Source organism: Streptomyces aureus, from assembly GCF_000725495.1.
GTDB lineage: Bacteria > Actinomycetota > Actinomycetes > Streptomycetales > Streptomycetaceae > Streptomyces > Streptomyces aureus_B.
Genome location: NZ_JNZD01000009.1, coordinates 115,494 through 141,497 on the forward strand (window position 1 = coordinate 115,494; position 26,004 = coordinate 141,497).

Sequence of the window (26,004 nt, forward strand, 5' to 3'; positions counted from 1 at the left end):
GCGTGCGGGATGCCGCGCGGAAAAAGAGGGCGGGCGGAAGTCGATGGATGTGTTGCCACTGCTGTTGCTGGTCGCGGGGAGCGCGGCGGTCGCCGGGGCCGCCCGCCGCACCCCCGTCCCGGCGCCGCTGCTGATCGTCGCCGTGGCGCTGCTGGTCTCGTACCTGCCCGGGGTGCCCGCGTACGAACTCGACCCCGAGGTCGTGCTCCCGCTGGTGCTGCCCCCGCTGCTGTACACGGCCGCCACGGACAGCTCCTACCTCGACCTGAGGGCCCAGCTGCGGCCCGTGGCGCTGCTGTCGGTCGGCTACGTGCTCTTCGCGACCCTGGCGGTCGGCTGGGCCGCCTATCTGCTGGTGCCGGGCCTGCCGCTGCCCGCGGCCCTCGTCCTCGGCGCCGTGGTCGCGCCGCCGGACGCGGTGGCCGCGACCGCCGTGGCCCGCCGGGTCGGGCTGCCGTCACGGATCACCACGATCCTCCAGGGCGAGTCCCTGGTGAACGACGCGACCGCGATCACCGCCTACAAGGTCGCCCTCGCCGCGGCGGTCGGCGAGGGCGCGACCTGGGCCGGCGGCATCGGGGAGTTCCTGCTCGCCGCGGTCGGCGGGGTGGCCGTCGGACTCGTGCTGATGATCCCCATCCACTGGCTGCGCACCCACATGAACGAGGCGCTCCTGCAGAACACCCTCTCCCTGCTGATCCCGTTCGTCGCCTACGGGATCGCCGAGCAGCTCGGCGCCTCCGGGGTGCTCGCGGTGGTCGTCGTCGCGCTCTACCTCGGGCACCGCTCCTGGGAGGTGGACTTCGCGACCCGGCTCCAGGAGGAGGCGGTGTGGAAGATGGTCGCCTTCGTCCTGGAGTCCGCGGTGTTCGCGCTGATCGGACTCCAGCTGCCGGTCGTCCTCAAGGGCCTCGGCGCCTACGAGGGCACCAGCGCCGCCTGGTACGCCGTCGCCCTCTTCCTCGTGGTCGTCCTCACCCGCTTCGTGTGGGTGTACCCCGCCACCTTCCTGCCGCGCCTGGTGTCGGCGCGCATCCGCGAGCGCGAGGAGAACCCCACCTGGAAGGGGCCGTTCGTCATCGGCTGGGCCGGCATGCGCGGCGTCGTCTCCCTCGCCATCGCCTTCTCCATCCCGCTCACCGTGCACGGCGGCGGCGCCTTCCCCGACCGGAACCTGATCCTCTTCCTGACCTTCACCACCGTCATCGGCACCCTCGTCGTCCAGGGGCTGACCCTGCCCCCGCTCATCCGGCTGCTGAAACTGCCCGGACGCGACACCCAGGCCGAGACCCTCGCCGAGGCCAACGCCCAGGCGCAGGCCTCCCGCGCCGCCGAGGAGCGCCTCGACGCACTCCTCGCCGACGAGCGCAACGAACTGCCGCCGCCGCTCGCCGAGCGGCTGCGCACGGTCATGGAGCGGCGCCGCAACGCCGTCTGGGAGCGGCTCGGCGCGGTCAACCCGGTCACCGGGGAGACCGCCGACGACACCTACCGCCGGCTGTCCCGCGAGATGATCAGCACCGAGCGCGACGTCTTCGTCAGGCTGCGCGACCACCGCTACATCGACGACGAGATGCTGCGCACGCTGCTGCGGCGGCTGGACCTGGAGGAGGCGGCGGCCTACCGGGAGGCGGCCTGAGGCCCGTCTCCCACGGAGGGGAACGGCGCTCCGGTGATCACCGCCGCCACCGTCGTGCCGCGCGGGAAGGCCCCCTCCCCGGCGAGGGCGACAAGTCCGTAGAGCATCTTGGCGACATAGAGACGTTCGACCGGCAGCCCGTGCCGCTGCTCGAAGTCCTCGGCGAAGGCGTCGAGTTCGGGCGTGGTGCGGGCGTAGCCGCCGAAGTGGAAGCGGTCGTCGAGGGACCAGGTCCCGCGCCGGGCGCCGAACGCGGCCCGCTGGAGTGCGGTCGTGTCGGCCTCCAGGAAGCCACCGCGCACGACCGGGATCCCCAGGGTCCGCCGGCCCGGGCCGAGCCCCGCGGCCAGGCCGGCGAGGGTGCCGCCGGTGCCGCAGGCGACGGCGGCCACGTCGACGCCACCTGCCTCCCGCAGCTCCTCGCCGAGCGCGAGGCAGCCCCGGACGGCGAGGGCGTTGCTGCCGCCCTCGGGCACCACGTACGCGTCCTCGGTGCCCGTCGCGCGCAGGATCCCGGCCAGGGTGCCGGGGTCCGTCTTGTGCCGGTAGGTCGATCTGTCGACGAAATGGAGCCGCATGCCGTCGGCGGCGCAGCGGGCCAGCGAGGGGTTGAGGGGGCGGCCCGCCAGTTCGTGGCCGCGGACCACGCCCAGGGTGGGCAGGCCCAGCAGCCGGCCCGCGGCGGCGGTGGCGCGCAGGTGGTTCGAGTAGGCGCCGCCGAAGGTGACCAAGGTGCGGCCCGCCGCCGCCTCCAGGTTCGGCGTGAGCTTGCGCCACTTGTTGCCGATCAGCTCCGGGTGGATCAGATCGTCCCGCTTCAGCGCGAGCCGCACCCCGTACCGCTCGAACCGCTCGTCCACGACGTCCCCGAGGGGTGAGGGGAGCCGCGGGGGCGGGCCGGGGGAACCGGGGTCCGGGGCGCCGGGCACCCGCGGGCCCCGGGAGCCGGTCGGCGTGCGCGTGCCGACGGCCCGGTCACCGGCGTCGTCCGGGACGGCGGGGTCCGGGGTGTCGGGGCTGGTCACGGACTCATTGTCGGACACATGTCCGGGGGGTGCCGGACGTGGGGGCCGTCGGCCCGGCCGCCGTCCGCGGTCGCCCCTCCAGGGGTGCCGGACGCCGGCGCCGAACGCCTGGCCACCGTCCGCGGGCGTTCGTACGCGGTCGCCCCTCCAGGGGCGCCGGACGTGGGGCCGGACGAGGCCGTGCGCCCCGGCCGTCGTCCACGGTCGCCCCTGCGCGCTCACCTCTCCGCGGTCGCCGGACGCGTGGCCGGACACCGGGGCCGTGACTCCGGCCGTCCGTGTCCGCCCGCCGGCGCTCGCCCTCGCGGTCCCCGTCCCCGTCCCCGTCCCCGTCCGCGGTCGCCGGCCGCCGGGGCCGTGGCGTCGGGGCCGTGGCGTCGGGGCCGTGGTGTCGGCCGGCGGCCTTCGGCCCCGGCGGCTCGGCTCACTTCAGGAGTTCGCGGACCCGACCCCGCAGGAAGCTCATCGTGAAGCCCCGGGGGTCCACCTTGCCGGGCTGCCACTCCAGGTGGCCGATGACCGAGCGCTCCGTCCAGCCGTGGAAGCGGCAGATCGCGGCGCAGACCTTGGCGATGGCGTCGAGCTGCACCTCGGGCCACGGGTCCTTGCCGTCGCCGAGGTTCTCGCACTCGAAGCCGTAGAAGTGGCGGTTGCCGTCGGTGTTCGCCTCGTTGTCGTGCGGCAGCGCCCGCTCGGCGATCACCGCGCGCAGTACGTCGTCGTCGCCGAGGCCCGCGTGGTTGGCGCGGCCGTAGCCGACGAGATGGACGACGCCGTCCTTGGTGATGACCCCGTGGCACAGCGGTCCCGGCAGGTCCTCGCGGCCCTCGCGGCACAGTCCGACGGTGAGCGCGCCGCCGGAGGTCACCGTGTGGTGGATCATCACCCCGTGCACCGGCCCCCACGGCCCCTTGTGGTTGCGGTTGTGGTGCTCCCAGTCGCCGACCTCGACGACACGGACGCCTTCGTCCCTGATCCGGTCCAGGAAACTGCCCGCGGACATGGGCGATGCCATGGCCGACTCCTTCGCGCTGTACGCCGGCCACCCTGCCGTGGCCGTCTGGTACCGCAGCTTCTATATCCGGCCAGGTGGCCGGACCCAGCCGTTCGCACAGCGTGCGAGCCGATCCGGTCAGGCCCGCGAAAAGCGGAACCGGCCCTCCCTGCCCACGTCCGGAGTGATCCATTCCCCCTCATTCGTGTAATGGCATCAGCACACACCGTGATGAAAGGCTTGGCCGCGAAGATCAGTGCACGACCGGGAGGGCAATTTTCATGTCGGTAGGCGAAGAGGTCCGCGCGGAGCAGAACCGTCCGCAGCAGAGTCTCGGCACATCAGCCGCGCGGAACCTGGCCACCACCACCAAGTCCGCGCCACAGATGCAGGAGATCAGCTCACGGTGGCTGCTGCGCATGCTTCCGTGGGTGAACGTGCAGGGTGGCACGTACCGCGTGAACCGGCGGCTCAGCTACTCCGTGGGCGACGGCCGGGTGACGTTCGTCAAGACCGGCGACCGCGTCCAGGTCATCCCCGCGGAACTCGGAGAACTGTCCGTGCTGCGGTCGTACGAGGATCACGACGTGCTCGGCGAGCTCGCCCAGCGCTGCCAGCAGCGGGAGTTCGCGCCCGGGGACGTGCTGGCCTCGTTCGGCAGCCGAGCCGAAGAGGTGTTCCTCCTCGCGCACGGCAAGGTCGAGAAGATCGGCACCGGTCCCTACGGGGGCGACGCGGTGCTGGGCGTCCTCGCCGACGGCGCCTACTTCGGCGAGCAGTCGCTCATCGACCCGGAGGCCATCTGGGAGTACACGGCCCGCGCGGTGACGGCGGTGACCGTGCTCGTCCTGCCCCGCAACGACCTCGAACAGGTGGCGGAGCGCTCCGAGTCCCTGCACGCCCACCTGCGCGAACTGCGCGCGATCCCGTCGCAGCGCACCAACAAGTACGGCGAGAAGGAGATCGACCTCGCGGCCGGCCACACCGGCGAGCAGGACATCCCGGGCACCTTCGTCGACTACGAGGCGTCCCCGCGCGAGTACGAACTGAGCATCGCCCAGACCGTCCTGCGGCTGCACACCCGTGTGGCCGACCTCTACAACCAGCCGATGAACCAGACCGAGCAGCAGCTGCGGCTCACCGTGGAGGCGCTGAAGGAACGCCAGGAGCACGAACTCGTCAACAACCGCGAGTTCGGCCTGCTCAACAACTGCGAGTACGACCAGCGGCTCCAGCCGCACGACGGCGTGCCGAGCCCGGACGACATGGACGAGCTGCTCAGCCGCCGTCGGGGCACCAAGCTGTTCCTCGCCCATCCGCGCGCGATCTCCGCGTTCGGCCGTGAACTGAACAAGCGCGGACTGGTCCCCGAGAGCATCGAGGTGGCGGGCAACCGCATCCCGACCTGGCGCGGGGTACCGATCTTCCCGTGCAACAAGATCCCGGTCAGCGACGCCCGGACGACCTCGATCATCGCCATGCGTACCGGCGAGGCCGAACAGGGAGTCGTCGGGCTCCAGCAGGCGGGCATCCCGGACGAGATCGAGCCGAGCCTGTCGGTGCGCTTCATGGGCATCAACGAGCAGGCGATCATCTCCTACCTGGTGACGGCCTACTATTCGGCCGCGGTCCTCGTCCCGGACGCCCTCGGCATCCTGGAGAACGTCGAGATCGGCCGATGGCGGTGACGACCCGGACCCGCCAGTCGGCGGCCGGGATTCCCGCCGGGCGCCGCCCGGCGGGCACCGCCGACCGGCGCGGTCCCGGCGCCCGGCCCGGCGACGGACAGGTGCCGCCGGACCCGCCCGACGCACAGGAGGCCGCGGCCGTCCTGGAACGGGCCCGGGCGGTCGTCGACCCCGAACTGCGCCGGGCCCTGGACTCGCTGCCGGGCTCGATGCGCCGGATCGCGCTCTACCACTTCGGCTGGGAGCAGGCGGACGGCACCCCGGGGACCGGGAACGCCGGGAAGGCCATCCGGCCCGCGCTCGTGCTGAGCGCGGTCCAAGCGCTCGGCGGAGCGCACACGAGCGCCGTACGGGCGGCCGCCGCCGTGGAGCTGATCCACAACTTCACCCTGCTCCACGACGACGTCATGGACCGGGACACCACCCGAAGACACCGTCCCACCGCGTGGACCGTGTTCGGCGACGCCGACGCGATCCTCGCCGGGGACGCGATGCAGGCCCTGGCCCTGCGACTGCTCGCCGAGGACCCGCACCCCGCGTCCCCGGCGGCCGCCGCGCGGCTCGCGGGCTGTGTCGTCGAGCTGTGCGCCGGACAGCACACGGACACGGCCATGGAGAAACTCGGCCCGCACGAGGTCACCCTCGACGAGTGCCTCGCCATGGCCGAGGCGAAGACCGGTGCCCTGCTCGGCAGCGCCTGCGCCATCGGCGGGCTGTACGCGGGGGCGGACACCGAGGACGTCGACGCGCTCGACGCGTTCGGCAGGGAGGCGGGACTCGCCTTCCAGCTGATCGACGACGTGATCGGGATCTGGGGAGACCCGTCCCGCACCGGCAAACCGGCCGGAGCGGACCTCGCCGCCCGCAAGAAGTCGCTGCCCGTGGTCGCCGCGCTCACCTCGGGCACCCCGGCGGCCGCCGAACTCGCCGCGCTCTACGCGGCGCCCTACCAGGAAGGGGAGTTGGAGCGCACCGTACTGGCCGTCGAACGGGCGGGAGGGCGCGACTGGGCACAGATCCAGGCGGCCGACCGGATGTCCCGGGCGATGCACGAACTGTCCCGGGCGGTTCCCGACCCCGAGGCGGCGGGCGGCCTGCTCGCCCTGGCCGAGTACGTGACGCGGCGCAGCAGCTGACCGGCCCCGCGCCGGCCGACGGCTCCGGAGCCCGGGCGGCGCACGGCACCTGACGTCCGTGCGCCGCCCGGCTCCGGCGGGCGGGCCCCGCGCGTCCCCACGGCGCCCGGGGCCCGCGCCTCCGGACGCACCCCGGGGGCGATGGGCCGACTCCGGCCCGTAATAGGCTCAACCCCCGTACGTTCGAGGCTGGTTGGGCGAGAGGCGGGGCTGGTCATGGGTGTGGCGATCCGGGTGGCGGGGGAGACGGACCGGGAACTGGTCGTCCGGCTGCTGGACGAGGCCTTCCAGGACGATCCGGTGAGCAACTGGGTGTTCCCCACCCCGGCGCACCGGCGCGCGAAGCACCCCGCGCTGATGGCGGCCTTCACCGACGTCGTCCTCGCCGAGGGGCGCATCGATCTGGCCGAGGACGGTTCCGCGTGCGCCCTGTGGCTGTCCGTCCCCGCCGCCGCGCAGCACGACGGCGGGGACGGACAGGGGGACGCCGAGGACGGTCCCGCCGAACTGCGCGCGGCCGTCGACCCGGACAACGAACGCGTAGAACAGATCGGCCGGCTGACGGCCGGCGTCCACCCCGAGGGGCGGGCCCACGCGTACCTGTGGATGATCGGGGTGGCACCGGAGCGCCAGGGCCAGGGGCTCGGCCGCGCGCTGATCGAGTCGGTCCTCGACCGCTGCGACCGGGAGGGCCTCGCCGCCTATCTGGAGGCCAGCAACGCCCGCAGCCGCGCGCTGTACGAACGGCTCGGCTTCGAGCCCGAGGGCAGCCCCCTCGACCTTCCCGGCGGTCCGCGGATGTGGCCGATGTGGCGCGAGCCGCGTCCGCTCGTACGGGACTGATCCCGGGCGTACGACAGGAAGTGGGGAGGCCCCCGTCCTACCCTGAAGGCATGGGCACCGATGAGCATGTATGTCCCGAATGCGGGCAGTCCGTCGCCACGACCGTGCACCGGTACAAGACCCTGGGCGCCTGGGTGCCCAAGTGGGGCCCCGGCCCCTGCCACAACCCGGACTGCGCGGCCTACGTGTACGAGCCCGGACACGAGCGGGACCGGGGGCACGGGGACGGCCTGCCGCGGGAGACCGCGGCGGAGCAGTCCTGACGCGCACCGCACCCCCCGGCACGACGACACGAAAGAGACGGGCACCGACGTGTAGAGAACCGCGGGCCGGCTCCGACGTCTCCTGTGAGAGCCGCCCACCACGGGCGGTCCGGACCGAGGAAGCCGAAGGAGCGGACTCATGAAGTACCTGGTGATGGTGCAGGGAACCCAGGCCGACTACGAGGGCATGCGGGGCAACGCCTCCGAGCACGCACCCGCCTGGAGCGAGCAGGAACTCCAGGCCATGTACGCCTACATGGGCGCGATCGGCGACGACCTCTCCGAGTCCGGCGAGCTCGTCGACGCCCAGGGGCTGACCGATCCCGCGCGGGCCCGCCAGGTGTCCCTGGGCCCCGACGGCAAGGCCGTGATCACCGACGGCCCCTACAGCGAGACCAAGGAGCTGATGGCCGGCTACTGGGTGGTCGACTGCGCGAGCCTGGAACGGGTCACCGAGATCGCCGAACGCGTCACCCACTGCCCGGGCCCCGAGGGCGCCACCGGCCGCCCGGTCGTCATCCGGCCCATCCAGGACGGTGCCGGGGACCTCTGAGCGGGATGCCGGGCACGAACACGACCGAGGACCTGCTGCGCCGCCACGCGCCGCAGGTCCTCGGCGCGCTCGTCCGCCGCTACGGCCACTTCGACGCGGCCGAGGACGCCACGCAGGAGGCGCTGCTCGCGGCCGCCGGGCAGTGGCCCGCCCACGGCGTGCCGGACAACCCGCGCGGCTGGCTGATCAAGGTCGCCTCCCGCCGGCTCGTGGACGCCCTGCGCGCCGAGGAGGCGCGGCGGCTGCGCGAGGAGAAGGCCGCGGCGCTGACCCCGCGGGACGCCTTCACGGCCCCGCCGCCCGGCACGGACCGCGCCCCGTCCCAGGACGACACCCTCTCCCTCCTGTTCCTGTGCTGCGACCCCGCACTGTCCCCGCCCGCGCAGATCGCCCTCACCCTGCGCGCGGTCGGCGGCCTGACCACGGCCGAGATCGCCCGGGCCTACCTGATTCCCGAGGCGACCATGGCGCAGCGGATCAGCCGGGCCAAGCAGCGGATCCGCGGCGCCGGACTCACCCGCCCCGACCACTGGGAGCAGCGGCTTCCCGCAGTCCTGCACACCCTCTACCTGATCTTCAACGAGGGCTACACGGCCACCTCGGGCACCGCGCTCCAGCGGGCCGAACTCGCCCACGAGGCAATCCGGTTGACACGCACGGTCCGGCAACTGCTGCCCGAGGAGGGCGAAGTGGCCGGACTGCTCGCGCTGATGCTGCTCACCGACGCCCGGCGCGGAGCGCGCACCGGTCCGCACGGTGAGCTCGTCCCCCTCGACGAACAGGACCGCACCCGCTGGGACGGCGCGGCGATCGAGGAGGGGGTGGCGCTGGTGACCGGGGCGCTCGCGCTCGGACCGGCCGGCCCCTACGCGCTCCGGGCCGCCATCGCCGCGGTCCACGACGAGGCCCCCTCGCCGGAGGCGACGGACTGGAACGAGATCCTCGGCCTGTACGACCTCCTCGTCCGCCGGGTCCCGGGACCGGTCGAACACCTCAACCGGGCCGTCGCGGTGGCCATGGTGCACGGACCGCGCGCCGCCCTCGCCGAACTCGACCGGCTGGAGGGCGCGTCGGCGGCGGGCCACCGGCTGGACGCGGTCCGCGGTCATCTGCTGGAGCGCGCCGGCGACGCGGCCGCGGCCAGGGCCGCCTACGCGTCGGCCGCTGCCGGGACCCTCAGCCTGCCCGAGCGCCGCTATTTGGAAGTGCGTGCGGCCCGGCTGCGTGCGTAGCGTGGTCCGCATGTCCGAACCCTTGCTGCATCTGACCGAGCGTTCCCTGTGGGACGCCGCCCGCGCGTCGGGCACCTTCGAGATCTCCACCCGGGGGCGGACCCTCGCGGAGGAGGGCTTCATCCACTGCTCGCTGCGCGGCCAGCTCCCCGCCGTGGCGGCCATGGTGTACGGCTCCTACACCGGCCCGGACGAGCTGGTGGTCCTCGTGATCGACGCCGACCGGCTCACCGCGCCGGTCCGCTTCGAGGCGATGAAGCCGGGCGGGGAGGAGTTCCCGCACGTCTACGGGCCGATCGAGACCGACGCCGTCGTGGACGTGGAGGTGTGGGACCACGGCGGCCCGGCTCCGGCCTGACCCCAGGCGGTCCGGCCCCGGCCCGACCCCACCGGTCCGGTCGCGGTCGCCGGGCTCCGGCAGGCCGCCGCCGTCCGGGCTCCGGCCGGCCGCCATGATCGTTGGCCGGGGCAGGACGCCGTGGTCCCGGGCCCACGGCATCCGGCGCTGCGGTCCTGGGCACCCCGGACCCTCGCCGTCCCGCGCTACGGCAGACTGCCCGTCGCCGGATCGCGGCCGGTCAGGCAGTAGACGCCGCCGACGGGGTCCCGCATCACGGTCCAGCGCGCGCCGTGGCCGACCGTCGTGGCCCCGAGGGCCTCGTGGCCGGCCCGGACCGCCTCGACGTCCGAGCAGGCGAGGTCCAGGTGCGCCGACGTGGTGCGTTCCGTACCCAGCCGCTGCAACAGGATGCGCACCGGCAGTTCGGCGGGCGGCCTGATCAGATGGAACTCCGGGAACGCGCCGGGGAGCGACTCCCAGCCCGTGAGGCGGCCCCAGAAGACGGCCTCGGTGTCGAAGACGTCCGGCGCCAGGTCGATGCTCACCTGGTCGAGCCGGCTCGTCGCCCCGTCCGGCCCCTCGGTGACCCGCGGCCGCACCGACTCCCCCTTCCAGGGCACCGCGCAGAACGGCTGGCCGCCGGGCGAGCGCAGCACGGCCCACTCCCGGTGGTCCGCGACGAGCCCCGCCCCCAGCCGCAGCGCCCACTCCACCAGCGCCGGCACGTCGTCCACGGACAGACAGACGTGCGCGCCCCCGGGGCCCTCCTCGACTCCCTGCGCCTTGACGTACGCGTCGCCGTCGCCGGGCAGCAGCGTCACGAACTCACCCCGCTCTCCCCGGGGTTCGGACAGCTTCGTACCGGTGACCGCCGTCCAGAAACCGAGCGCGGACCCGAGACCGGCGGCCGGCCGGTCGACGAAGACGTGGGTCCACCGGATGACCGGGCCCGTGGCGGACGAAGGGCCGTCCCCCGGAGCGCCGTCCTGGTTCATACCGTCTCCTGTGCGATCAGGGCGCGCAGCGACGTCGTCATCCGCGCGACGAAGGAGTCCCGGGCCTCGGGGGAGAGGACGTCCAGGGACAGATACGGGTTGAGGTCCTCGAGCTCGACGAGCAGCAGCTCACCGCCGGGGGCGCGGCAGGCGTCCACGCGCTGGATGCCGTACGCGATGTCGTTCCAGTCGACGAACCGCTGCGCGAACTCCCGCTCCTCGTCGGTCGGTTCGTAGGGTTCCAGGTCCCAGCGCCGCTCCGGGTCGGGCGCGTACAGGGCGTACTGCAGGGTGTCGTCGACGAAGTAGAACGACACCTCGTAGCGGAAGGCGATGCGCGGCTGGACGAGGAGGTCGCCGAACGGCAGCCCCGCGAGCCTCTCGCTCGGCACGAACTCCAGGCCGATGGAGTCGGCCCCCTGCCTCGGCTTCACCGCGTACAGGTCGGCCTCGGGCAGCAGGTGCAGGTCCTCGGCGCGGTCGATGGTCGGGATGACGGGGAACCCGGCCGCGGTCAGCTCGAGCAGGTAGCCCTTGCCGGCCATGTCGCCCTTGCCCGACAGCTGGTTGTAGACGCGGACGCCCTCGGCGAGCGCCCGCTCGCGGAACGCGTCGTAGGCGGCCTGGTGGTGCAGGACCGGTCCGCTGTTGCGGACGACCACGGCGTCGAAGCCGGTCATCAGCGCGGCCGCGTCGAGCGGATGGCAGACGGCGATGTCGAACTCCTCGCGCAGCCGCGAGGTCAGGGCGATGTCCTCGTCGCAGTAGCGCCGCCCCTTGGCCGGATAGGCCAGGTCGCTGACGAACAGGACACGGGGGCGCGCTGACGGCACGGGTGGCTCCTCGAAGCGTTCGGACGGTTCGCCGCGCGGACGGACCCCGCCCGTGCGACCACGGACGTAGTGTCCCTCCCGCGCGATCCCGTCCTCGCGCCGCCCCCGCCGTCCCGGTCAGCCGGCGGGGCGCTTCTGGGTGAAGCGCAGCAGATTGCCCGCGGGGTCGCGGAACGCGCAGTCCCGCAGGCCGTACGGCTGGTCCTCGGGCTCCTGGACGACCTCGGCGCCCGAGGCCTGGACCCGCTCGAACAGTTCGTCGCAGTCGGTCGTCGCGAAGATCACTCCGCGGAGCATCCCCTTGGCCAGCAGCTGGGCCATGGCCAGCTTGTCCGCGGGAGACGCGTCCGGGTCGGCCGCCGGGGGTTCCAGGACGATCTCCACGTCCGGCTGGAGCGGCGAGGCGACGGTGACCCACCGCATCCCCTCGAACCCGACGTCGCCCCGGACCTCCAGGCCGAGCACGTCACGGTAGAAGGCGAGCGCCTTGTCGTGGTCGTCGACGGAGATGAAGCACTGGGACAGTTTCAGATCCATACGTCCAACCTAGGTCGTGCGTCCGGACGGCGGGCCTCAAAGACGCGTGCCCGGTTCCGCTTCCGGGTTGCGGTGGCGGCCCGGGCGGGTGAGCCGACGGGCCACGCAGGAGGGGATGGGGGCGCCGTGGTCGTGCGGGCGGGCCCGGTAGGCACTCGGGGTCTCGCCCACCAGTTCCGTGAACCGGGAGCTGAACGAACCGAGCGAGGTACAGCCCACGGCGAAGCACACCTCGGTCACCGTCAGGTCGCCGCGCCGCAGCAGCGCCTTGGCCCGCTCGATGCGGCGGGTCATCAGATAGGTGTACGGGGTCTGGCCGAACGCCTCCCGGAAACTGCGCTGGAAGTGTCCGGGCGACATCAGCGCGGTGCGCGCGAGCGTGGCCATGTCCCACGGCTCGGCGTACTCGCGGTTCATCCGGTCGCGTGCCTGCCGCAGCCGGACCAGGTCGTCGAGCGGTCGGGGATGCGCCACCTCCTCAGGATGGCACACGGCCCGCCGCCCGCCCGGGCGATCACTGACCCGGGGGGCGGCGGTGGTCCGTCGTGCGCGGGGGTGTCCGTGCCGCCGGGCGGCGACGGCCCCGTCCGTCAGGCGGCCAGGACCTTCGCCTTGGCCTTCTCGAACTCCTCGGCCGTGATGTGGCCGTGGGTCTTGAGGTCCGCGAGCTTCGCCAGTTCGTCGGCCTTGCCGGCGCTGCTGCTGCCGGCGGTCTCGCGGATGTAGGCGTTCATGTCCTCCTGGCTCTTCTGCATGCGCCGCAGCTCGCGCTCGCCCATGCCCCGGCCGCGGGCGATGAGGTACACGAAGATGCCGAGGAAGGGCAGGATGACGACGAAGACGCACCAGCCGGCCTTGCCCCAGCCGTTCAGCTCGTCGTCGCGGAAGATGTCCCCGATGACGCGGAACAGCAGCATGAACCAGAGGATCCAGAGGAAGAACCACATCGTGGTCCAGAAGACCTGCAGCAGGGGGTAGTCCGCTGCCAGATTGACCGTCGAGCCGTTCATGGTCGAACTCCTGTCGGTTGTGCGACATCTCCGCGAGCGTTGCCAGGGTGTCGGGCGGATCGAACTGTCGCCGGGCGCCGGGTCGCGATCTCGGGGATTCCGCCCAGGTCCGGCCGGTAGGGATCGCGGCCGGCCACAGGGCCTGGGAGGCGGTGCGCAGAGCGCGGTGGAGCGGCGGACGGGGACGGTCCTGCGGTGTCCGCCGGCGGACAGACGCTCGAAGGCGGGGGGCGAGCGGGACCCCCCGGACACACGGGGCGGGCCGTGACGGGGCCGTCCGGTGTGCCCGGCGTGAGCGGTGCGACGTTCGTCGCCTCGTCCGGGGCCCGCGACGGCCGCAGCGACGGCGTGCGCCGCGGGGATCCCGAGGGCCACGGTGACGCGGAGGACCGTACGGGGTCCTCCGGGCCGTGGCGCACGGGCCCGGGGCGCGGAGCACCCGGCACGGGCCGGGTCTGCCGCTGGATGCAGGCCATGAGCGGAGCCCTTTCTGACGCGTGACGTCTTGCTTCGGCTCCAGCGTGAGGTCACCCCCGGCCCCGGCGGATCACCCTTCGCGGGTGAGCTCGCGCAACCGCCGTTCCGACCCCTCGACGGAAGCCCGCCCCGGCCCCGCGGGCCTCGGACGCCCCGCTCATCCGGCGTCCGGTGATTCCGGCGGCGCCGAGCCCCTGGCGCCCGGTGACCCTTGCCGCCCTGCTCACCGGCCGTCCGGCTCCTGTCCGGCCGTGCCCCCGCCGTCCGCGCCCCGGTCCCTGCCCGCGTCGCCCCCAGCCGGTGACGGGCGCCCCACTCGCTCCCCGTGCTCCCCGGTGAGCCCGTCCCGGAGGCGGGGGAAGCCGGTGTCGAGTTCCTCTTCCACCCAGGCGAGGCGGCCGGCGAGCTGCCGGTCGGCGGCGCCGTGGTCCGTGCCGCCCAGGTCCTGGAGGAGCGTGCGCAGGCGCACGAGGACCATCGGGGAGTTCCGGGCCGCCGGGATCACGTCGTCGAAGGCCGTCCGCAGGAAGTCCTCCCGTCCGGGCAGCGGCACGAGCACCCGTACGGTTCCGGCGCGGTCGGTGATCTCGCGCGGCCCCTCCCGCGGCGGCACCGGACGGCGCAGCAGATCCTCCATGGCGTCCAGCGCCTGCACCGCCGTCGCGGGGTCGTTGACCGCGGGGGACAACGCCCTGAGCGCGATGTCGGCGAGCAGCCGGAACGCGAGTTCCGGGTCCTGGTCGAAGACCCGTTCGGCGCCGGTCTCCAGGGCGCGCAGGACGCCGGAGCCGGGGAGGTCGCCGTCGTACACCTCGGCGACGGTGGTGTCGTACCGCAGGGTGGTGCCGGGGCTCACCCGCAGGACGACGACCGCGTTCGCGGCCCGCGCGGCCTGAGCCAGCCGGCCCGTGTCCACGCGTTGCAGCACCGCGCCGGCGCCCGGCCAGCGGATCGTCGACCGCAGCCGTTCGGGGCCGGGACCGAACCGGCCCTGGGGGGCCGGGCCGGGGCCGGCCAGGGGCCGACGGTCCGGGGCGGGACCGTCCGGGTTCTCGGGGCTCCCGGGCGCCGCGGGGTCCGGGGGGTGAGGGAGGTCAGGGAGGTCAGGGAGGTCCGAGGCGGGGTGAGAGAGGTCCGGGGTGCCTTCGGGGCCGCTCGTGCCGAGGGCGTCGAGGCCGGCCCGGCCGCGTTCGGAGATGGAGCGGAGCACCGGGGCCAGCTGGATCGCGGCGACCGCCTGGAGCAGCAGACCGCGCAGCAGCGCCAGCAGCAGGAGCAGCAGGACGCCCGCCGCGACCGGCACGACCACCGAGACGTGCTCCCGGCCGGCGACCGCCAGCGCGGCGGTGGCGCAGAAGACGGTCAGACCGACGACGAAGGCGAAGGTCCGCCAGACGATCGGGGCGTCCCGGAACAGGGTGAGCCGCGGGGTGAAGGTGGTGGCCGCCCACTGCACCACGAGGAAGAGCACGGAGAAGATGACGGTGGCCGCGCCGAGGACCCCGAACCCGGTCGCGAACAGCAGCTCGGCCACCTCGCGGGACGGCAGCACGGGTCCGCGGCGGATCTCCGGGACGAGCAGGCCGAGGCCAAGACCGACGCCGACGGAAATCAGCTGGAGGAGGCCTGCGCGCAGCCGCCTGCGGCGGCGGAACGCGGCGCGGCCGGTGCGGACGGAGGCGTTCCGGCCGACGGTCGCGCGAGCGTTCATCGGGCGTCCTCCGGGCGGTCCGGGCCCGGCGAAACCCGGACCCGCCCCTCAAGGTTCACCGCCCACCGGCCCCGACGCATCACCGCCGAGCGCCCGGAGCACCCCGGCCCCACGCCGGCCGGACCGGTCGCCACCGCGCCCCGGCCGCTCGCCCGGCCCCGTACCAACACGGCCCGGGCGCCCGCCGGCCCACCCCCGTACCTGCCGGGGCCGTCACCGCCGAACACACCCGCACTCCGGCCGCAGGCCCCGCCCCTCACCCGCCGGGGTGGTCGCCGTCGCCTCACCCTTCCGAGGGTGAGGTCCGCGTCCGCTCACCCTTTTCCGGGTTTCCGGTGTTTTTCCGGCCTTTTTCCGTGCCCGGAGGGCGCGGGGCCGCACCCGCGGGTGGAAGGTGGAGTGGCGAGGGTGTGAGCGGGAGCGTTCCGGGGTGGGCGGGAGGTCGCCCGCACCGGGGGATGCCACATCGGCGCGCGCGACCGACGATGGCAGGGCATCGCAGCGGACCCCGCGCCCCGGCCCCGAGGGAAGTGCTCGTATGCGCTACGAATTCCGCATCGCCGGCATTGTTTCGGACACGCTCGCCTCGGCCTTCGCCGAACTCGACAGGGTTCGTACGAAGGAGCAGACCCTGTTCTTCGGCACCGTGATCGACGACGCCCATCTGTACGGACTGCTCACCCGGTTCCAGGCCCTGGGACTACGGGTGATCGAGATGCGCCAGCTGCCCGTGTGACCGGGGCACGCCGGCCGGGGGTACGCCGACGGCCCCGGAAAGCAGGACGCACCCGGACCGTCGGGCCGCCGATGACGGCGGCCCGCGGTCCGGGTGCGGACATGCGGCCCACGCGATCCGCGCGGACGCGGTGCGCATGGCCAGGGCGAAGGTCAGGCCTTCTTCGTCTCCCAGAAGATCTTGTCGATCTGGGCGATGTAGTCCAGCGCCTTCTGGCCCGTCGCCGGGTCGGTGGACGCCTTCGCGGCCGAGAGGGCCTTGAGGGTGTCGTTCACCAGCTGGTGCAGCTCCGGGTACTTCTCGAAGTGCGGGGGCTTGAAGTAGTCGCTCCAGAGCACCGACACGTGGTGCTTGGCGAGCTCGGCGCGCTGCTCCTTGATGACGGTGGCGCGAGCCTGGAAGTGCGGGTCGTCGTTGCCGGCCATCTTGTCCTGCACGGCCTTGACCGACTCCGCCTCGATGCGGGCCTGGGCCGGGTCGTACACGCCGCAGGGCAGGTCACAGTGGGCGCTGACCTTGACCGTGGGGGCAAACAGGCGGGAGAGCATTGAGCTGTCCTTCCTCGTGATCGTCTTCTCAGGTGGGACATTACTCCGTGGGGGAGGGTATTTCGCGGGTGCCCCCATGGGCTTACGACAAAAGTCCGGGGTGAAACTGGGACTGGTGGAGGATAGGACCGGGGAGGTGCCGTTGATGCCGGAGCTGTCGCAGGAGACCGAACGCGGGAAGGCTCTGCTGCCGTTCGGGGCGGCGGAGGTGACGGGCCCTTCGATGGTGCCCACGCTCCTTCACGGGGACCGGCTGCTCGTCCAGTGGGGGGCGAGAGTGCGGCCGGGCGACGTCGTCGTCCTGCGGCATCCGTTCCAGCAGGACCTGCTCGTCGTGAAGCGGATCGCGGAGCGGCGCGAGGGCGGCTGGTGGGTGCTCGGCGACAACACGTTCGCGGGCGGGGACAGCACCGACTACGGAACCGTCCCCGAGGAGCTCGTCCTCGGAAAGGTCCGGTTCCGTTTCCGGCCGCCGGCCGCGGGTCAGCGATCCCCGTTGGGCGTCGTCCGCTGGGTGCTGGTGGCCGCCAGGCCGGTGCTCGCGGCCCGGTCCGCCTCCAGGCGCTTGCGGGCACGGTAGGCGGCGACGTTGGCGCGGGTCGCGCAGCGGTCCGAGCAGTAGCGCCGGGAGCGGTTGGTCGAGGTGTCCAGGTAGGCGTTGCGGCACGGCGCGGCCTCGCACAGGCCGAGGCGGTCCACTCCGTACTCGGTCAGGTGGAAGGCGAGACCCATCGCCGCGATCGCCGCGTAGCCCGCCGTCGCGTTCGACGGGTGGTCCGCGAGGTGCATGTGCCACAGCGGACGGTCGTCGTCGTCCCGGTGGTCGTGCCCCGAGATCTGCGGGCTCACCGGGAACTCCAGGAGCAGGGAGTTCAGCAGGTCCACCGCGAGCGTCTCCTCGCCGCCGGCCGCGGCCTCGAAGACAGCGCGCAGCCGTCCCCGTACCGAACGGAAGCGGGTGACGTCCGCCTCCGTGGCGCGGCGGGCCGCCGAGGCGTTGCCCTCGAACAGGTCGCGGACGGCCTCCACCGAGGTGAGGGAGTCCCTTCCTCGAACCGGTTCCTCCGTGTTGACGAGACGGACGGCGTAATCCGAGTAATAGGCCAGTTCCACTTGTAGTCCTTACGGGCGCGCTCTATCGTCGTGGCGGCGGTCGGGTAACAGCTGATCGCCCTTAAAGGGTATTACGTGGTCGACTGGGGGAGGGGCTTTCATGGCCATCGGCACCGGGACCGACTGGCAGGCCTGGCAGCGGAGCTGGGACCGGCAGCAGGAGTGGTACATGCCCGACCGCGAGGACCGCTTCCGGGTGATGCTCGACATGGCCGAGGCGCTCGTCGGACCCGCGCCCCGCGTCCTCGACCTCGCCTGCGGCACCGGGACCATCACCGCCCGGCTGCTCGCCCGCCTCCCCGGCGCCACCAGCACCGGCGTCGACCTCGACCCCGCCCTCCTCGCCATCGCCGGGGGCACCTTCGCCGGCGACGACCGGGTCGAGCTCGTCACGGCCGACCTGAAGGACCCCGACTGGCGCGCCCGGCTCCCGTACGACACGTACGACGCCGTCCTGACCGCCACGGCCCTGCACTGGCTGCACAGCGGACCCCTCGCCGTGCTCTACGGCCAGATCGCCGAACTCGTCCGCGACGGCGGTGTGTTCATGAACGCCGACCACATGCCCGACGAGGCGACACCCCGGATCGACGCCGCCGACCGCGCCCGGCGGCACGCCCGTATGGACCGGGCGAAGGAGGACGGGGCCCTCGACTGGGCCGACTGGTGGAAGTCCGCCGCCCAGGACCCCGTCCTGGCCGGCCCCACCGCGCGCCGCTTCGAGATCTACGGCGAGCACGCCGACGGCGACACACCCTCCGCCGAGTGGCACGCGCGCGTGCTGCGCGAACGGGGCTTCGGCGAGGCCCGGTCCGTGTGGCGCTCCCCCTCGGACGCGCTGGTGCTCGCGGTCAAGTAGCCCGCGCGGGCGACCGGTCGGAGGCGGTACGGAAAATCCGTACCGCCTCCGCCGCGTCCTGCGGGGCCTCCCGCCGCACTGGAAGGGTGAGACGGTCCGCGAGCGCGGGCCGGGAAGGGGGGCGGGATGACGCGCGGCGAGGAAGCCGCTCTGCACGCTTTCGTGGAGGGCAGACGACCGGCCCTGTTCCGCAGCGCCTATCTGCTCTGCGGCAATCGCGACGAGGCGGAGGACCTCGTGCAGACGACGCTGGTCAAGGTCGTCCTCGGCGCGCGGCGGCACGGACGTCTCGAAAGTCTCGAGGCCTACGCGCGCAAGACGCTGGTCAACACCTTCATCTCCGCCCGCCGCCGGTTCTGGCGGCGTGAGCACGCGTACGGCGAGGTGCCGGACGTGGCGGGGCGGTCGGTCGACAGCGACACCGGACTCGTGGTGCGGGCCGCGCTCGCGGAACTCGCGCCGAGACAAAGAGCGGTGCTCGTCCTGCGCTACTGGGAGGACCTGAGCGTGGCCGCCACGGCCCAGGTGCTCGGTATGCGCGAGAGCACGGTCAAGAGCCACACGGCCAGGGGACTCGCGGCACTGAGGGCCGCGGTGCGGGAGGAATACGTATGAACGAGGAAGCGGAGACGGAATACGTGAGGGGACTGCTCGGACGGGCGGTGGACGAGGTCCAGGTGCCCGGGAGCCGGGGGAGCGAGGCGGTCTTCGCCAAGGCCTCGCGGGTGCGGTGGCGCCGGCGCACGACGGCGACCGGTGTCGCCGCGGCGGCCGTCGCGGCCGGTCTCGTCTTCGGGCCCGGCGTGCTGAGCTCCGGTCACGGGGCGAGGGTGGCGAGCGCGCCCACCGCCGGCGAGTACACCACCAAGGCGGGCCGCTTCGCGAAGCTGCTGCCCGCCGGGACCGGGAAGATCAGCGAGATCTCGCTGGTGCGACTGTTCAAGCAGCAGCCGAAGGCGAAGGAGCCCAAGCCGGTCGGCCCGTACGACGGCGCCTACGCCGTCGCCCGGCCCGACGGGGTCGGCTACATCGCCGTGGGAGTGGTCCCACGATCGGTGATCGACGCGAAGACGGGCGGCGCGGGCCTGGGCAACCCCTGCAAGGACGCCCCCAAGGACGGACGCATCGGCTGCACCACCCAGAAGCTGCCCGACGGCAGCATCCTGGGCGTCTGGGAGACGCCCCCGGCCGATCCCGCTCTCCACCCGGTTCCGGCCGGGGGACGGGAGTTCGACGCCAGCCTCCGGCTGAAGGACGGCACCCACCTGGACATCCGAGCCAGCACGGGCTTCGAGGGCAAGGGCCAACTCGGCCCCCTTCTCAAGACCCCACCCCTGACCCGGGCCCAGCTCACCAAGCTGATCCAGAACCCGGCACTGCTGAAGTAGCGGCGGGAACCGGGAGCACGAGGAAGGGGCGGTACGGGAGACCCGTACCGCCCCTTGTCCTTGCGCCCGAGGGCGTGGACGTCCCGGTCAGAGGACCTTCGACAGGAACGACTTGGTGCGTTCGTGCTGGGGGTCCGTCAGGACGTCGCGCGGGTTGCCGGACTCGACGACCACGCCGCCGTCCATGAAGACCAGGCTGTCGCCGACCTCACGGGCGAAGCCCATCTCGTGCGTGACGACGACCATCGTCATACCGGACTCGGCGAGGTCGCGCATGACGTCGAGGACGTCACCGACCAGCTCCGGGTCCAGAGCCGAGGTCGGCTCGTCGAAGAGCATCAGCTTCGGGTCCATGGCCAGCGCGCGGGCGATCGCCACGCGCTGCTGCTGGCCACCGGACAGCTGCGACGGGTAGTTCTTCGCCTTGTCGCCGAGGCCGACGCGCTCCAGCAGCTCCATCGCCCGGTCCCGGGCGTCCGCCTTCTTCACGCCCTTGACCTGGATCGGCGCTTCCATGACGTTCTCGACGGCCGTCATGTGCGGGAACAGGTTGAAGCGCTGGAAGACCATGCCGATGTCACGGCGCTTCAGAGCGACTTCGCTGTCCTTGAGCTCGTAGAGCTTGTCGCCCTTCTGGCGGTAGCCCACCAGGTAGCCGTCGACGTACAGCCGGCCGGCGTTGATCTTCTCCAGGTGGTTGATGCACCGGAGGAAGGTCGACTTGCCGGAGCCCGACGGGCCGATGAGGCAGAACACCTCGCCGGTGTTGACCTCCAGGTCGATGCCCTTGAGCACCTCCACCTGGCCGAAGGACTTGTGGACGCCCTCCGACTTCACCATCGCGGTCATCCCTTGCCCCTCTCACTGCCGAGCCCGATCAGGTTCGCCTTGATCTTCTGGAAGACCGTCGGCGGCAGGCTACGGCTGGAACCCCGTGCGTAGTAGCGCTCCAGGTAGTACTGGAAGACGCTGAACACGCTGGTCATGGCCAGGTACCAGATGGAGGCGACGAACAGCATCTCCATGACGGCGTACGACGTGGAGCCGATCGCCGAGGTGGAGCGCAGCAGCTCGTTGTACGTGACCGCGTACACCAGCGACGAGGTCTTCAGCATGTTGATGAACTCGTTGCCGGTCGGCGGCACGATCACCCGCATCGCCTGCGGGATCACGATGCGGAACAGCGTCTTGGTGTGGCTCATGCCGAGGGCCTGGGCGGCCTCCGTCTGGCCCTCGTCGACGGCCAGCAGGCCGGCGCGGCAGATCTCGGCCATGTAAGCGGCCTCGTTCAGACCGAGACCCAGCAGGGCGCACATGAACGGCGTCATGACGTCCGTCATGTTGTTCTTGTAGATCGGCCCGAGGTTCAGCACCGGGAAGATCAGCGCCAGGTTGAACCACAGCAGCAGCTGGACGTAGACCGGCGTGCCGCGGAAGAACCAGATGTACAGCCACGCGACCGTGCTGGTCACCGGGTTCTTCGAGAGCCGCATCACCGCGAGGAGGATGCCCAGCACCACGCCGACGATCATGGCGAGGATGCTGATCAGCAGTGTGCGGCCGGCGCCCTGGACGACGCTGGACACGAAGAGCTGGTCGCTCACCGTGTGCCACTGGATGTTGCCCTGCGAGAACGCGATGCCGAGCGCCACCAGCAGCGCGACGACGATGACGCCGCTGATCCACCGGCCGTAGTGCCGGACGGGGATCGCCTTGATGGTCTCCGGGGCCGGCCCGGACGCCGCACCCGCGGACACCGAGTCGCCCGGGGGCGGGGTGTCCGAGGGGGACTTGTCGAGTTTGTCAGTCACGTGACTGCCCTTCAGTGGTGCGCTCGGCTTACTTGCCGCCGTTGATCGCGGACTGCGAGATCGCGCCGGACTGGGCGCCCCACTTCTCCAGGACCTTCTGGTACGAGCCGTCCTTGATGATCGCGTCGACGGCTTCCTTCAGCGCGTCGCGGAGCTGGGTGTTCTTCTTGTTGAGGATGATGCCGAACGGTCCGGCGTCGTACTGCTTGTTGATGACCTCGAAGGCCTTGCCGCCGTCGGCCTTGTTGGACAGGTCGACCGCGACCGGGTAGTCGTTGATGCCGGCCACGGCGCCGCCGGACTTCACACGGGTCTGGGCCTCGGTGTCGTTCTGGAACGACTCGATGTTGATGGCCTTCTTGCCGGCGTCCGTGCACTTCTTGGACTGGTCCTTCAGGGCCGTCTCGTACGTCGTGCCCTGCTGCACGGCGGCGGTCTTGCCGCAGAGGTCCTCGATGCCCTTGATGCCCTCGGGGTTGCCCTTCTTCACGTAGATGGCCGTACCGGCCGTGAAGTAGTCCACGAAGTCGACGCCCTCGCCGAGCTTCTTGCCCTTGTCGTCCAGGCCTTCCTGGCGCTGCTTGTTGTCCGTGATGGACGACATGCCGATGTCGTAGCGGCCCGAGTTGACGGCGGTGATCAGGCCGTCGAAGGAGCCCGAGGTGAACTCGAACTTCACGCCGAGCTGCTTGCCGAGCGCGTCGGCCAGGTCCGGGTCGACACCGACGATCTTGCCGCCCTCGGTGGACTCCATGGGGGCGTACTCGGCGTTGGTGCCGACCTTGATGACGCCCGCGTCCTGGATGGCCTTGGGCAGCTTGGAGAAGAGGGGGGCACTGTTCGTGGCCGTGCCGGAGTTGTCCTTCTTGGTCTGGTCACCGCAACCGGTGAGGACAAGGGCGCCGGCGACCGCGATCGCACCGACCGCTGCTATCCGGGACGGCGCGGTCTTGGTACGACGGGTGGTGCGTGCGGTCATGAGGGTTCCTCCGGCAGATCAGGGAGTAGCCGATAGGTCGACGGAAACACACACCTTCGAGTGTCGCGACCTCGTGTAATGACGGCATCTTGCCATTCGGACCGCGAGATTCAGGGTGGCCGCTATGTCAAAATCGGATAACGGGTGACCCCCGAAGTGCTACCGGGCAGTACCTCTCGGCCGGATCATGTGCGGGAATCCTCCCTTCCGGCCGGAAGATCTCCGGTCCACCGCGACCGGCGGAAGACCGCTACACGGCAGTTCTGTCCGAACGAGGACATGTCGGTATGTGTCAATGGATGCGGGCATGAGTCATCTCACCGACGTGTGATCTTGGTTCTATCGACTCGTCCTCGACGCCGTTCGTCCGGTAAGAAGGTTCTTTACACCCCTCATCCGGGGCTCAGGGCGCGTGTGCGGCGCGCCCGTCGCGCAGCGGCCCGTACGCAACCACGGCGGCAGGGCCTGCGCGGTGCCCGCCCACCCCTCAACCAGGAGTGGCCACCCTCGATATTGAAGACTTAAGGGGTAAAACAAAGTGGCAGCGGAGATCGTCAATCCTCGCAGCGACAGCAGTACGGATCACGAAGGCGGGGCAGAGCCCCTCGATTCCTTCGACCCGGCTTTCGCGCTGCACCGCGGCGGCAAGATGGCAGTGCAAGCCACCGTGCCGATCCGCGACAAGGACGACCTGTCCCTGGCTTACACGCCCGGCGTCGCGAAGGTGTGCAGCGCGATCGCCGAGCAGCCGGAACTCGTCCACGACTACACGTGGAAGTCGTCCGTGGTCGCTGTGGTGACCGACGGGACGGCAGTGCTCGGGCTCGGTGACATCGGCCCGGAGGCCTCGCTCCCCGTCATGGAGGGCAAGGCCATCCTGTTCAAGCAGTTCGGCGGGGTGGACGCGGTTCCGATCGCGCTCGCCTGCACCGGCGTCGACGAGATCGTCGAGACGGTGGTCCGGCTCGCTCCCTCCTTCGGCGGCGTCAATCTGGAGGACATCTCGGCGCCGAGGTGCTTCGAGATCGAGCGCAAGCTCCAGGAGCGGCTCGACATCCCCGTCTTCCACGACGACCAGCACGGGACCGCCGTCGTCACCCTCGCGGCCCTGCGGAACGCCGCCAGGCTCACCGGGCGCTCGCTCGGCGACCTGCGCGCGGTGATCTCCGGAGCGGGCGCGGCCGGTATCGCCATCGCCAAGTTCCTGCTGGAGGCCGGCCTCGGCGATGTCGCGGTCGCGGACCGCAAGGGCGTCGTGTCGCGGGACCGGGACGACCTGACGGACGTCAAGCGCGAGCTGGCGGAGATCACCAACAGGGCGGGGATCTCCGGTTCGCTGGAGGAGGCGCTCGCGGGCGCCGACGTCTTCATCGGCGTCTCCGGCGGTACGGTGCCCGAGCCGGCGGTCGCCTCGATGGCGAAGGACGCCTTCGTCTTCGCGATGGCCAACCCGAACCCCGAGGTGCACCCGGAGATCGCCCACAAGTACGCGGCCGTCGTCGCGACCGGGCGGTCGGACTTCCCGAACCAGATCAACAACGTGCTGGCCTTCCCGGGAATCTTCGCCGGTGCGCTCCAGGTCCGGGCCTCCCGGATCACCGAGGGCATGAAGATCGCCGCCGCCGACGCGCTGGCCGCGGTCGTCGGGGACGACCTCGCCGCGGACTACGTCATCCCCTCGCCGTTCGACGAGCGGGTGGCGCCGGCGGTCACGGCCGCGGTGGCCGCCGCGGCCCGGGCGGAAGGCGTCGCCCGCCGCTGAGCCGACGCCCACCGTGACCCCGCCGGGAGGCTTCCTCCCGGCGGGGTCGGCTTTTTCGCCCCCTCCGCCCCTACCCGTCCCGTCACGGGGGCGCTGCCCCGGCCCCCCGCTCCTCAATCGCCGGAGGGCTTGAGTTTCCCGCCGGAGAGTTTCAGCCCGTCCGGCGTTTGAGGACGAGGCCGTTCAGGCCGAAGCGGGGGTCCGGGGGCGGCAGCCCCCAGGCATGGGACGGGTAGGGGCGGAGGGGGCGAAGAAAAGGCTGTGCCCGGGGCCACCCGGTCGGTGGGGGACGTGTCACAGACGAGGGCGGTTCCCCCGGCCGGGGGCGGAGCCTATCGTCAAGGTCATGTTCGCTGCCTATGCCGCCCGAATCGACCGTGACCAGCCGCTGAACGGCCTGGAGTTGGGGGAGCGTCCGGCCCCCGAACAGAGGCCGGGCTGGACCACCGTGAACGTACGCGCCGCCTCCCTCAACCACCACGACCTCTGGTCGCTGCGCGGGGTCGGTCTCGCCGAGGACAAGCTGCCGATGATCCTCGGCTGCGACGCCGCCGGGATCGACGAGGACGGCAACGAGGTCGTCCTGCACTCCGTCATCGGCCAGAGCGGGCACGGTGTCGGCCCGAACGAGCCGCGGTCCATCCTGACCGAGCGTTACCAGGGCACCTTCGCCGAGCAGGTCTCCGTACCGACCTGGAACGTGCTGCCGAAGCCCAAGGAGCTGTCCTTCGCGGAGGCCGCCTGTCTGCCGACCGCCTGGCTGACGGCGTACCGCATGCTCTTCACCAACGCCGGGGTGCGCCCCGGCGACTCCGTGCTCGTCCAGGGTGCGGGCGGGGGCGTGGCCACGGCCGCGATCGTGCTCGGGAAGGCCGCGGGCCTGCGCGTCTTCGCCACCAGCCGGGACGAGGCCAAGCGGAAGCGGGCGCTCGAACTCGGTGCCGTCGAGGCGCTGGAGCCCGGGGCGCGGCTGCCGCAGCGGGTGGACGCGGTCATCGAGACGGTCGGGGCCGCCACCTGGTCCCACTCGGTGAAGTCGCTGCGTCCCGGCGGGACCGTCGTGATCTCCGGCGCCACCAGCGGCGACCGGCCCTCGCACGCGGAGCTGACTCGGATCTTCTTCCTCGAGCTCAAGGTGGTCGGCTCCACCATGGGCACCAAGGACGAGCTGGAGGACCTGCTCGCCTTCTGCGCGGCCACCGGGGTGCGGCCCGTCGTCGACGAGGTGCTGCCCCTCGACCGCGCCCGCGAGGGTTTCCAGCGGCTGGAGTCCGGCGATCTCTTCGGCAAGATCGTGCTGACGGCCGGCTGAGAGCGTCCTGGGCCGTCTTCGTGACGGCTCCTCCATGATGGCGAGCGGCGGGTCCGGGTTTCCGGGCCCGCCGTTCCGTGTGTCCGGCCCGTGTGTCCGGCCCTTGTCCCGGGCTGGTCCACCGCGCCGGCTGCCTGCGTCCGGCCAGGGCACCCCACCCGTCTGCATACGGCCGCTTGTCAATTTTGGTTGACAGGGAGAGTCTGTCAACGTAGGTTGA

Annotated in this window: 28 protein-coding genes; 15 read left to right on the forward strand and 13 right to left on the reverse strand. The window is 72.1% G+C overall.

The window, feature by feature from the left end:
• Positions 1-43: 43 nt before the first annotated feature.
• Positions 44-1,639, forward strand: a complete 1,596-nt coding sequence (locus IO36_RS17170) for a Na+/H+ antiporter (protein ID WP_037620868.1) — start codon at positions 44-46, stop codon at positions 1,637-1,639.
• Here the strand turns inward: IO36_RS17170 and IO36_RS17175 are convergent.
• Both IO36_RS17175 and IO36_RS17180 read right to left on the reverse strand, forming a co-directional pair.
• Positions 1,621-2,568 (reverse strand): 1-aminocyclopropane-1-carboxylate deaminase/D-cysteine desulfhydrase, encoded by a 948-nt coding sequence (locus IO36_RS17175; protein ID WP_037621002.1) that lies wholly within the window; start codon positions 2,566-2,568, stop codon positions 1,621-1,623. The genes IO36_RS17170 and IO36_RS17175 overlap by 19 nt on opposite strands.
• Before the next feature lie 520 nt (positions 2,569-3,088).
• A complete protein-coding gene (locus IO36_RS17180; protein ID WP_037620869.1) occupies positions 3,089-3,679 on the reverse strand; it encodes an N-acetylmuramoyl-L-alanine amidase in 591 nt (196 codons plus the stop codon).
• Between the two features lie 260 nt (positions 3,680-3,939).
• Between IO36_RS17180 and IO36_RS17190 the strand changes: the two genes are divergently transcribed.
• The 7 genes from IO36_RS17190 to IO36_RS17220 all read left to right on the forward strand — a co-directional run bounded on the left by IO36_RS17190 (position 3,940) and on the right by IO36_RS17220 (position 9,731).
• Entirely contained in the window at positions 3,940-5,346 is a 1,407-nt protein-coding gene (locus tag IO36_RS17190) for a family 2B encapsulin nanocompartment shell protein (RefSeq protein WP_037620873.1), read from the forward strand.
• Positions 5,337-6,482, forward strand: a complete 1,146-nt coding sequence (locus tag IO36_RS17195) for a family 2 encapsulin nanocompartment cargo protein polyprenyl transferase (protein ID WP_037620877.1) — start codon at positions 5,337-5,339, stop codon at positions 6,480-6,482. Before IO36_RS17190 ends, IO36_RS17195 begins: the two co-directional genes overlap by 10 nt.
• Before the next feature lie 216 nt (positions 6,483-6,698).
• On the forward strand, positions 6,699-7,325 hold the full coding sequence (locus IO36_RS17200) for a GNAT family N-acetyltransferase (RefSeq protein ID WP_037620879.1): 627 nt from the start codon (positions 6,699-6,701) through the stop codon (positions 7,323-7,325).
• Between the two features lie 50 nt (positions 7,326-7,375).
• Positions 7,376-7,588, forward strand: coding sequence for a hypothetical protein (locus tag IO36_RS17205; protein ID WP_037620882.1), 213 nt, complete (start codon positions 7,376-7,378; stop codon positions 7,586-7,588).
• Between the two features lie 139 nt (positions 7,589-7,727).
• Positions 7,728-8,141 carry a YciI family protein gene (locus IO36_RS17210; RefSeq protein WP_037620884.1) on the forward strand — a complete coding sequence of 138 codons (414 nt, stop codon included), beginning with the start codon at positions 7,728-7,730 and terminating at the stop codon, positions 8,139-8,141.
• 5 nt (positions 8,142-8,146) lie between these two features.
• Positions 8,147-9,373 carry an RNA polymerase sigma factor gene (locus IO36_RS17215; protein WP_037620889.1) on the forward strand — a complete coding sequence of 409 codons (1,227 nt, stop codon included), beginning with the start codon at positions 8,147-8,149 and terminating at the stop codon, positions 9,371-9,373.
• A 10-nt stretch (positions 9,374-9,383) separates the two neighbouring features.
• A complete protein-coding gene (locus IO36_RS17220; protein ID WP_037621003.1) occupies positions 9,384-9,731 on the forward strand; it encodes a DUF952 domain-containing protein in 348 nt (115 codons plus the stop codon).
• A 185-nt stretch (positions 9,732-9,916) separates the two neighbouring features.
• Here IO36_RS17220 and IO36_RS17225 read toward each other — a convergent pair whose 3' ends face one another.
• The 6 genes from IO36_RS17225 to IO36_RS17250 form a co-directional block, all read right to left on the reverse strand.
• On the reverse strand, positions 9,917-10,708 hold the full coding sequence (locus IO36_RS17225; protein WP_051900585.1) for a VOC family protein: 792 nt from the start codon (positions 10,706-10,708) through the stop codon (positions 9,917-9,919).
• A complete protein-coding gene (locus IO36_RS17230) occupies positions 10,705-11,541 on the reverse strand; it encodes an ATP-grasp domain-containing protein (RefSeq protein WP_037620891.1) in 837 nt (278 codons plus the stop codon). Before IO36_RS17230 ends, IO36_RS17225 begins: the two co-directional genes overlap by 4 nt.
• A 117-nt stretch (positions 11,542-11,658) precedes the next feature.
• A complete protein-coding gene (locus IO36_RS17235; protein WP_037620893.1) occupies positions 11,659-12,078 on the reverse strand; it encodes a VOC family protein in 420 nt (139 codons plus the stop codon).
• Positions 12,079-12,114: 36 nt separating this feature from the next.
• On the reverse strand, positions 12,115-12,495 hold the full coding sequence (locus IO36_RS17240) for a helix-turn-helix transcriptional regulator (RefSeq protein ID WP_051900599.1): 381 nt from the start codon (positions 12,493-12,495) through the stop codon (positions 12,115-12,117).
• Between the two features lie 173 nt (positions 12,496-12,668).
• The gene (locus IO36_RS17245) at positions 12,669-13,088 is read right to left on the reverse strand and encodes an SHOCT domain-containing protein (RefSeq protein ID WP_037620895.1); all 420 of its coding nucleotides are present in this window, start codon (positions 13,086-13,088) and stop codon (positions 12,669-12,671) included.
• A gap of 700 nt (positions 13,089-13,788) precedes the next feature.
• Positions 13,789-15,276 carry a DUF2254 family protein gene (locus tag IO36_RS17250; protein WP_051900587.1) on the reverse strand — a complete coding sequence of 496 codons (1,488 nt, stop codon included), beginning with the start codon at positions 15,274-15,276 and terminating at the stop codon, positions 13,789-13,791.
• A 538-nt stretch (positions 15,277-15,814) separates the two neighbouring features.
• Between IO36_RS17250 and IO36_RS17255 the strand changes: the two genes are divergently transcribed.
• A complete protein-coding gene (locus tag IO36_RS17255; RefSeq protein WP_037620896.1) occupies positions 15,815-16,012 on the forward strand; it encodes a hypothetical protein in 198 nt (65 codons plus the stop codon).
• A gap of 152 nt (positions 16,013-16,164) precedes the next feature.
• Here the strand turns inward: IO36_RS17255 and sodN are convergent, their stop codons facing one another.
• Positions 16,165-16,560 carry a superoxide dismutase, Ni gene (gene sodN, locus IO36_RS17260; protein ID WP_037620897.1) on the reverse strand — a complete coding sequence of 132 codons (396 nt, stop codon included), beginning with the start codon at positions 16,558-16,560 and terminating at the stop codon, positions 16,165-16,167.
• A gap of 145 nt (positions 16,561-16,705) precedes the next feature.
• Between sodN and sodX the strand changes: the two genes are divergently transcribed.
• Complete coding sequence (gene sodX, locus IO36_RS17265) at positions 16,706-17,140, forward strand: nickel-type superoxide dismutase maturation protease (RefSeq protein WP_037620899.1); 435 nt, start codon at positions 16,706-16,708, stop codon at positions 17,138-17,140.
• Here the strand turns inward: sodX and IO36_RS17270 are convergent.
• Positions 17,044-17,673 (reverse strand): CGNR zinc finger domain-containing protein, encoded by a 630-nt coding sequence (locus IO36_RS17270; protein WP_037620900.1) that lies wholly within the window; start codon positions 17,671-17,673, stop codon positions 17,044-17,046. The two genes, sodX and IO36_RS17270, sit on opposite strands and share 97 nt — an antisense overlap.
• Positions 17,674-17,773: 100 nt before the next feature.
• Between IO36_RS17270 and IO36_RS17275 the strand changes: the two genes are divergently transcribed.
• From IO36_RS17275 to IO36_RS17285, 3 genes are all read left to right on the forward strand, one after another.
• Positions 17,774-18,532, forward strand: a complete 759-nt coding sequence (locus IO36_RS17275; RefSeq protein ID WP_037620901.1) for a class I SAM-dependent methyltransferase — start codon at positions 17,774-17,776, stop codon at positions 18,530-18,532.
• Between the two features lie 126 nt (positions 18,533-18,658).
• The gene (locus IO36_RS17280; RefSeq protein ID WP_037620902.1) at positions 18,659-19,147 is read left to right on the forward strand and encodes a SigE family RNA polymerase sigma factor; all 489 of its coding nucleotides are present in this window, start codon (positions 18,659-18,661) and stop codon (positions 19,145-19,147) included.
• Complete coding sequence (locus IO36_RS17285; protein ID WP_037620903.1) at positions 19,144-19,920, forward strand: hypothetical protein; 777 nt, start codon at positions 19,144-19,146, stop codon at positions 19,918-19,920. Before IO36_RS17280 ends, IO36_RS17285 begins: the two co-directional genes overlap by 4 nt.
• An 87-nt stretch (positions 19,921-20,007) precedes the next feature.
• Here IO36_RS17285 and IO36_RS17290 read toward each other — a convergent pair whose 3' ends face one another.
• Genes IO36_RS17290 through IO36_RS17300 form a run of 3 tightly spaced genes read right to left on the reverse strand, consistent with a single transcriptional unit; the run spans position 20,008 to position 22,710 of the window.
• Positions 20,008-20,769 carry an amino acid ABC transporter ATP-binding protein gene (locus IO36_RS17290; protein ID WP_037620905.1) on the reverse strand — a complete coding sequence of 254 codons (762 nt, stop codon included), beginning with the start codon at positions 20,767-20,769 and terminating at the stop codon, positions 20,008-20,010.
• Positions 20,766-21,731, reverse strand: a complete 966-nt coding sequence (locus IO36_RS17295) for an amino acid ABC transporter permease (RefSeq protein WP_037620906.1) — start codon at positions 21,729-21,731, stop codon at positions 20,766-20,768. Before IO36_RS17295 ends, IO36_RS17290 begins: the two co-directional genes overlap by 4 nt.
• A gap of 28 nt (positions 21,732-21,759) precedes the next feature.
• Positions 21,760-22,710 (reverse strand): ABC transporter substrate-binding protein, encoded by a 951-nt coding sequence (locus tag IO36_RS17300; protein ID WP_037620908.1) that lies wholly within the window; start codon positions 22,708-22,710, stop codon positions 21,760-21,762.
• A gap of 538 nt (positions 22,711-23,248) precedes the next feature.
• Here IO36_RS17300 and IO36_RS17305 point away from each other — a divergent pair.
• Both IO36_RS17305 and IO36_RS17310 read left to right on the forward strand, forming a co-directional pair.
• A complete protein-coding gene (locus tag IO36_RS17305) occupies positions 23,249-24,472 on the forward strand; it encodes an NAD(P)-dependent malic enzyme (protein WP_037620909.1) in 1,224 nt (407 codons plus the stop codon).
• A gap of 346 nt (positions 24,473-24,818) precedes the next feature.
• Complete coding sequence (locus IO36_RS17310) at positions 24,819-25,784, forward strand: zinc-binding dehydrogenase (RefSeq protein WP_037620910.1); 966 nt, start codon at positions 24,819-24,821, stop codon at positions 25,782-25,784.
• The last annotated feature ends 220 nt before the right edge of the window (positions 25,785-26,004 follow it).

Bases quoted from the DNA above. Each gene is read 5' to 3' on its own strand.
- IO36_RS17210 (WP_037620884.1), top strand. From the start codon at position 7,728: ATGAAGTACCTGGTGATGGTGCAGGGAACCCAGGCCGACTACGAGGGC.
- IO36_RS17255 (WP_037620896.1), top strand. From the start codon at position 15,815: ATGCGCTACGAATTCCGCATCGCCGGCATTGTTTCGGACACGCTCGCC.
- IO36_RS17280 (WP_037620902.1), top strand. From the start codon at position 18,659: ATGACGCGCGGCGAGGAAGCCGCTCTGCACGCTTTCGTGGAGGGCAGA.
- IO36_RS17275 (WP_037620901.1), top strand. From the start codon at position 17,774: ATGGCCATCGGCACCGGGACCGACTGGCAGGCCTGGCAGCGGAGCTGG.
- IO36_RS17290 (WP_037620905.1), bottom strand. From the start codon at position 20,769: ATGACCGCGATGGTGAAGTCGGAGGGCGTCCACAAGTCCTTCGGCCAG.
- IO36_RS17250 (WP_051900587.1), bottom strand. From the start codon at position 15,276: ATGAACGCTCGCGCGACCGTCGGCCGGAACGCCTCCGTCCGCACCGGC.
- IO36_RS17245 (WP_037620895.1), bottom strand. From the start codon at position 13,088: ATGAACGGCTCGACGGTCAATCTGGCAGCGGACTACCCCCTGCTGCAG.
- IO36_RS17170 (WP_037620868.1), top strand. From the start codon at position 44: ATGGATGTGTTGCCACTGCTGTTGCTGGTCGCGGGGAGCGCGGCGGTC.
- IO36_RS17190 (WP_037620873.1), top strand. From the start codon at position 3,940: ATGTCGGTAGGCGAAGAGGTCCGCGCGGAGCAGAACCGTCCGCAGCAG.
- IO36_RS17220 (WP_037621003.1), top strand. From the start codon at position 9,384: ATGTCCGAACCCTTGCTGCATCTGACCGAGCGTTCCCTGTGGGACGCC.
- IO36_RS17200 (WP_037620879.1), top strand. From the start codon at position 6,699: ATGGGTGTGGCGATCCGGGTGGCGGGGGAGACGGACCGGGAACTGGTC.
- IO36_RS17205 (WP_037620882.1), top strand. From the start codon at position 7,376: ATGGGCACCGATGAGCATGTATGTCCCGAATGCGGGCAGTCCGTCGCC.
- sodX (WP_037620899.1), top strand. From the start codon at position 16,706: ATGCCGGAGCTGTCGCAGGAGACCGAACGCGGGAAGGCTCTGCTGCCG.
- IO36_RS17235 (WP_037620893.1), bottom strand. From the start codon at position 12,078: ATGGATCTGAAACTGTCCCAGTGCTTCATCTCCGTCGACGACCACGAC.
- IO36_RS17225 (WP_051900585.1), bottom strand. From the start codon at position 10,708: ATGAACCAGGACGGCGCTCCGGGGGACGGCCCTTCGTCCGCCACGGGC.
- IO36_RS17215 (WP_037620889.1), top strand. From the start codon at position 8,147: ATGCCGGGCACGAACACGACCGAGGACCTGCTGCGCCGCCACGCGCCG.
- sodN (WP_037620897.1), bottom strand. From the start codon at position 16,560: ATGCTCTCCCGCCTGTTTGCCCCCACGGTCAAGGTCAGCGCCCACTGT.
- IO36_RS17240 (WP_051900599.1), bottom strand. From the start codon at position 12,495: ATGAACCGCGAGTACGCCGAGCCGTGGGACATGGCCACGCTCGCGCGC.
- IO36_RS17180 (WP_037620869.1), bottom strand. From the start codon at position 3,679: ATGGCATCGCCCATGTCCGCGGGCAGTTTCCTGGACCGGATCAGGGAC.
- IO36_RS17310 (WP_037620910.1), top strand. From the start codon at position 24,819: ATGTTCGCTGCCTATGCCGCCCGAATCGACCGTGACCAGCCGCTGAAC.
- IO36_RS17285 (WP_037620903.1), top strand. From the start codon at position 19,144: ATGAACGAGGAAGCGGAGACGGAATACGTGAGGGGACTGCTCGGACGG.
- IO36_RS17195 (WP_037620877.1), top strand. From the start codon at position 5,337: ATGGCGGTGACGACCCGGACCCGCCAGTCGGCGGCCGGGATTCCCGCC.
- IO36_RS17300 (WP_037620908.1), bottom strand. From the start codon at position 22,710: ATGACCGCACGCACCACCCGTCGTACCAAGACCGCGCCGTCCCGGATA.